Genomic DNA, 3,123 nt, shown 5'->3' on the forward strand with positions numbered 1-3,123 from the left:
GGTTGTCACCGGTTGCCGCCCCTGCGTTCGCTGTTGCTACAGCGCCGCGCCGAAGCCGACGCGGCGGGCGGCCGGTTCGCCGATCTCCACGTAGGCAAGCCGGTCGGCCGGGATCAGCACCTTGCGGCCGTGCTCGTCCACCAGGGTCAGCAGCTTCGCCTCACCGGCGAGCGCTTCGGCGACCGCCTTCTCCACCTCCGCCGCCGACTGCGCGCTCTCGATGCTGATCTCGCGCGGCGCGTGCTGCACGCCGATCTTGACCTCCACGGCTTGGATACCTCCGATGGTCTGCGGTGTGCGCGGTCGAATCGCGCCGTACGCAGCACAGAGTAGCCCGCGGAATCGGCACCGAATCCGCAGACCGGGAACGCCCTGAGCGAACGCTCTTCGCGCACGCGGTCAGCGGGCGTCCACCGATGGTCAGTGGTGGACGTCGGCGCCGTGCAGCGGGAAGCCGGCGATGCCGCGCCAGGCGAGCGAGGTGAGCAGCTGGACCGCGGTGTCGCGGGGCACCTGGCTGCCGCTGGCCAGCCAGTGGCGCGCGACGATCTGGGAGAGGCCGCCGAGGCCGACGGCGAGCAGCATGGACTGCTCGGCGGGCAGCCCGGTGTCCTCGGCGATGACCTCGCTGATCGCCTCGGCGCACTGCATGGAGACCCGGTCGACCCGCTCGCGGACGGCGGGCTCGTTGGTCAGGTCCGACTCGAAGACGAGCCGGAAGGCGGCGCCCTCGTCCTCGACGTAGGCGAAGTACGCGTCCATCGTCGCCTCGACGCGCTTCTTGTTGTCCGTGGTGGACGCCAGCGCGGTGCGGACCGCCTGGAGCAGCGACTCGCAGTGCTGGTCGAGGAGGGCGAGATACAGTTCGAGCTTTCCGGGGAAGTGCTGGTAGAGCACGGGCTTGCTGACTCCGGCGCGCTCGGCGATGTCGTCCATCGCCGCCGAGTGGTAACCCTGCACGACGAAGACTTCCTGGGCCGCTCCGAGGAGCTGTTCGCGTCGGGCCCGGCGGGGCAGGCGGGTGCCGCGCGGCCGTGCCTGGGTCTGCTCGATGGCTGTCACGCCGCCTCCCAATCTGTGTGTAGGAATCTGTGCGGAAATCTGCGCGGGACCCTGTGCGGGACCCTGTGCGGAAACAAGGAGCACCGCGATGGCCATCGTACTTTTCGGTAACGACCCTGTGCTCCGTGCGGGCGGACATTCTCACTACCTGGAACCGCTCAGCGGTAGTCGTCCTCGTCCAGGTCCACCACCCGCCGCTGTTCCGCGGTGTCCGCCGGGTCCGCCTCGCCGATCGGGTCGGCCGGTCGCTCGGTGATCGGTTCGTCGCGGTGCTGGAGCAGTTCGATGTGCTGTTCTGCGGCGTCGGCCTCGGGTGCCTCGATGTCCAGGTCGGCGTCCTGTGAGGTCTGTGCGGCCTCGTCGAGTTCGTCCGCTTCCCTCTCGAAGTCGGCGATGTGGTCGGACATGGCGCCTCCTTTCCCGGCGGCCCTTGCTCATCTCTCCTGTGCTTCTCACCCGTTGTGGCCGCCACCACACAATCGCACGCGTGATCGTCTCGTAACATCGGTGCATGTCCTCGACCGACTCTGCTTCCCCGGCCGTCGCACCGGCGGCCGTACCCCCGGCAGGACCAGTGCTCGCGACCGGGGAATCGGCGCGCACGGTGAGCCTGCCGGGATTCAGCCTGGTGGTACGCGAGCGCGCGCCCGGCGCCGAGCGGGAGGCCGGTCCGGAGCCCGCGGTGTACGTGCACGGGCTCGGCGGTTCCTCGCAGAACTGGTCGGCGCTGATGGCACGGCTGGACGACCGGGTGGCCGGGCAGGCGGTGGACCTGCCGGGGTTCGGCCACTCGCCGCCGCCGGACGACGGGGACTACTCGATCGCCGGGCACGCGCGGTCGGTGGTGCGGCTGCTGGACGAAGAGCGGCGGGGTCCGGTCCACCTGTTCGGGAACTCGATGGGCGGCGCGGTGGCCGTCAAGATCGCCGCGGCCCGCCCCGATCTGGTCCGCACCCTCACCCTGATCTCACCCGCGCTGCCCGAGGTGCCGCCGCAGCGCACCGCCTGGCCCACCGCCCTCGCCTCGGTCCCCGGCCTGCCCGCGGTCTACATGCGGGCCACCCGTGACTGGCCGATGGAGCGCCGTGCCGCGGAACTGTTCGCGCTCTGCTACGGCGACCCGGCGCGGATCGGCGACCAGGCCCGTACGGAGGCGGCGGCGGAGTACCAGCGGCGGATGGACCTGCCGTACTTCTGGGACTCGATGATCCGCTCCACCCGCGGGATCGTGAACGCGTACACCCTCGGCGGGCAGTACGCGCTGTGGCGGCAGGCCGAGCGGGTGCTGGCGCCGACGCTGCTGGTGTACGGCGGGCGGGACAAGCTGGTGTCGGTGCGGATGGCCCGGCGCGCGGCGCGTACGTTCCGCGACGCCCGGCTGCTGACCATCCCCGGCAGTGGGCACGTGGCGATGATGGAGCACCCGGAACTGGTCGAGCGGGCCTTCCGCGACCTGCTGTACGAGGTGGCGGACCGGGCGCGGCGCCGCACCGATACGGTGGCGGACACAGGCCCCGCGGCTGCCGCGGGCCGCAGGGATACGCAGGCGGGGCCGAGCACCAGTACGGCGAGTGCCGCGGCGAGCGGGAGCTGATCGAGGGCGTGGGCAGACACAGCGCGAGGGACGGCCAGGGCCAGGACGGCCGCGAGGACCCGACGGCAGGTGCCGCGGGCCCGTCCCGCGTGCCGGGTCCGGTGGGTCCGGTGGGTCCGGTGGGTGCGCCGCCGAGCGCGCCGGGGATGCCGGGCCCGGCGGGTTTTCCCGGTCCTGCGGGCCCCGGTCCCGCGGGCCCCGGCCCGGTCGGTTTCCCGGGCGCGCCCGGCAGCGGGCGGCGCCGCCGCGGTTACGACCCCCTCGCCGACACCGGCGGGTTCGCCGTCCGGCCGCAGGACCTGGACGGGCCGTCGCCGGCACACCCCGAGCACCGCGAGCACGCGGCGTGGGGCGCGGCGGGCGGCTGGGCGCCGGAACGCGGCCGCGGCCCCGCGCGGGAGCTCGCGCCCGAACCGGTGGAGCCGTCGGGTGAACCCGCCGCGCCCCGGCGGGCACCGCACATACAG

The 3,123-nt window shown here is 73.1% G+C and carries 4 protein-coding genes and 1 pseudogene; 2 read left to right on the forward strand and 3 right to left on the reverse strand.

The features are described 5' to 3' along the window. Positions 1–36: 36 nt before the first annotated feature. From VIW71_RS19680 to VIW71_RS19690, 3 genes are all read right to left on the reverse strand, one after another. A complete protein-coding gene (locus VIW71_RS19680) occupies positions 37–267 on the reverse strand; it encodes a DUF3107 domain-containing protein (RefSeq protein ID WP_331623685.1) in 231 nt (76 codons plus the stop codon). A 153-nt stretch (positions 268–420) separates the two neighbouring features. Then, positions 421–1,062 (reverse strand): TetR/AcrR family transcriptional regulator, encoded by a 642-nt coding sequence (locus VIW71_RS19685; RefSeq protein WP_331623687.1) that lies wholly within the window; start codon positions 1,060–1,062, stop codon positions 421–423. A 158-nt stretch (positions 1,063–1,220) separates the two neighbouring features. Beyond that, positions 1,221–1,469: a hypothetical protein gene (locus VIW71_RS19690; protein WP_331623688.1), complete on the reverse strand. Its 249-nt coding sequence runs from the start codon at positions 1,467–1,469 to the stop codon at positions 1,221–1,223. Between the two features lie 104 nt (positions 1,470–1,573). On the opposite strand from VIW71_RS19690, the gene VIW71_RS19695 reads away from it, so the two are divergent. Together VIW71_RS19695 and VIW71_RS19700 are read left to right on the forward strand one after the other, a co-directional pair. After that, on the forward strand, positions 1,574–2,656 hold the full coding sequence (locus tag VIW71_RS19695) for an alpha/beta hydrolase (protein ID WP_331623689.1): 1,083 nt from the start codon (positions 1,574–1,576) through the stop codon (positions 2,654–2,656). A 119-nt stretch (positions 2,657–2,775) separates the two neighbouring features. Then, positions 2,776–3,123 (forward strand): annotated as a pseudogene (locus VIW71_RS19700) (hypothetical protein); the annotation flags it as partial.

Source organism: Streptomyces sp., from assembly GCF_036524955.1.
Classification (GTDB): Bacteria; Actinomycetota; Actinomycetes; order Streptomycetales; family Streptomycetaceae; genus Actinacidiphila.

Bases quoted from the DNA above. Each gene is read 5' to 3' on its own strand.
- VIW71_RS19695 (WP_331623689.1), top strand. From the start codon at position 1,574: ATGTCCTCGACCGACTCTGCTTCCCCGGCCGTCGCACCGGCGGCCGTA.
- VIW71_RS19690 (WP_331623688.1), bottom strand. From the start codon at position 1,469: ATGTCCGACCACATCGCCGACTTCGAGAGGGAAGCGGACGAACTCGAC.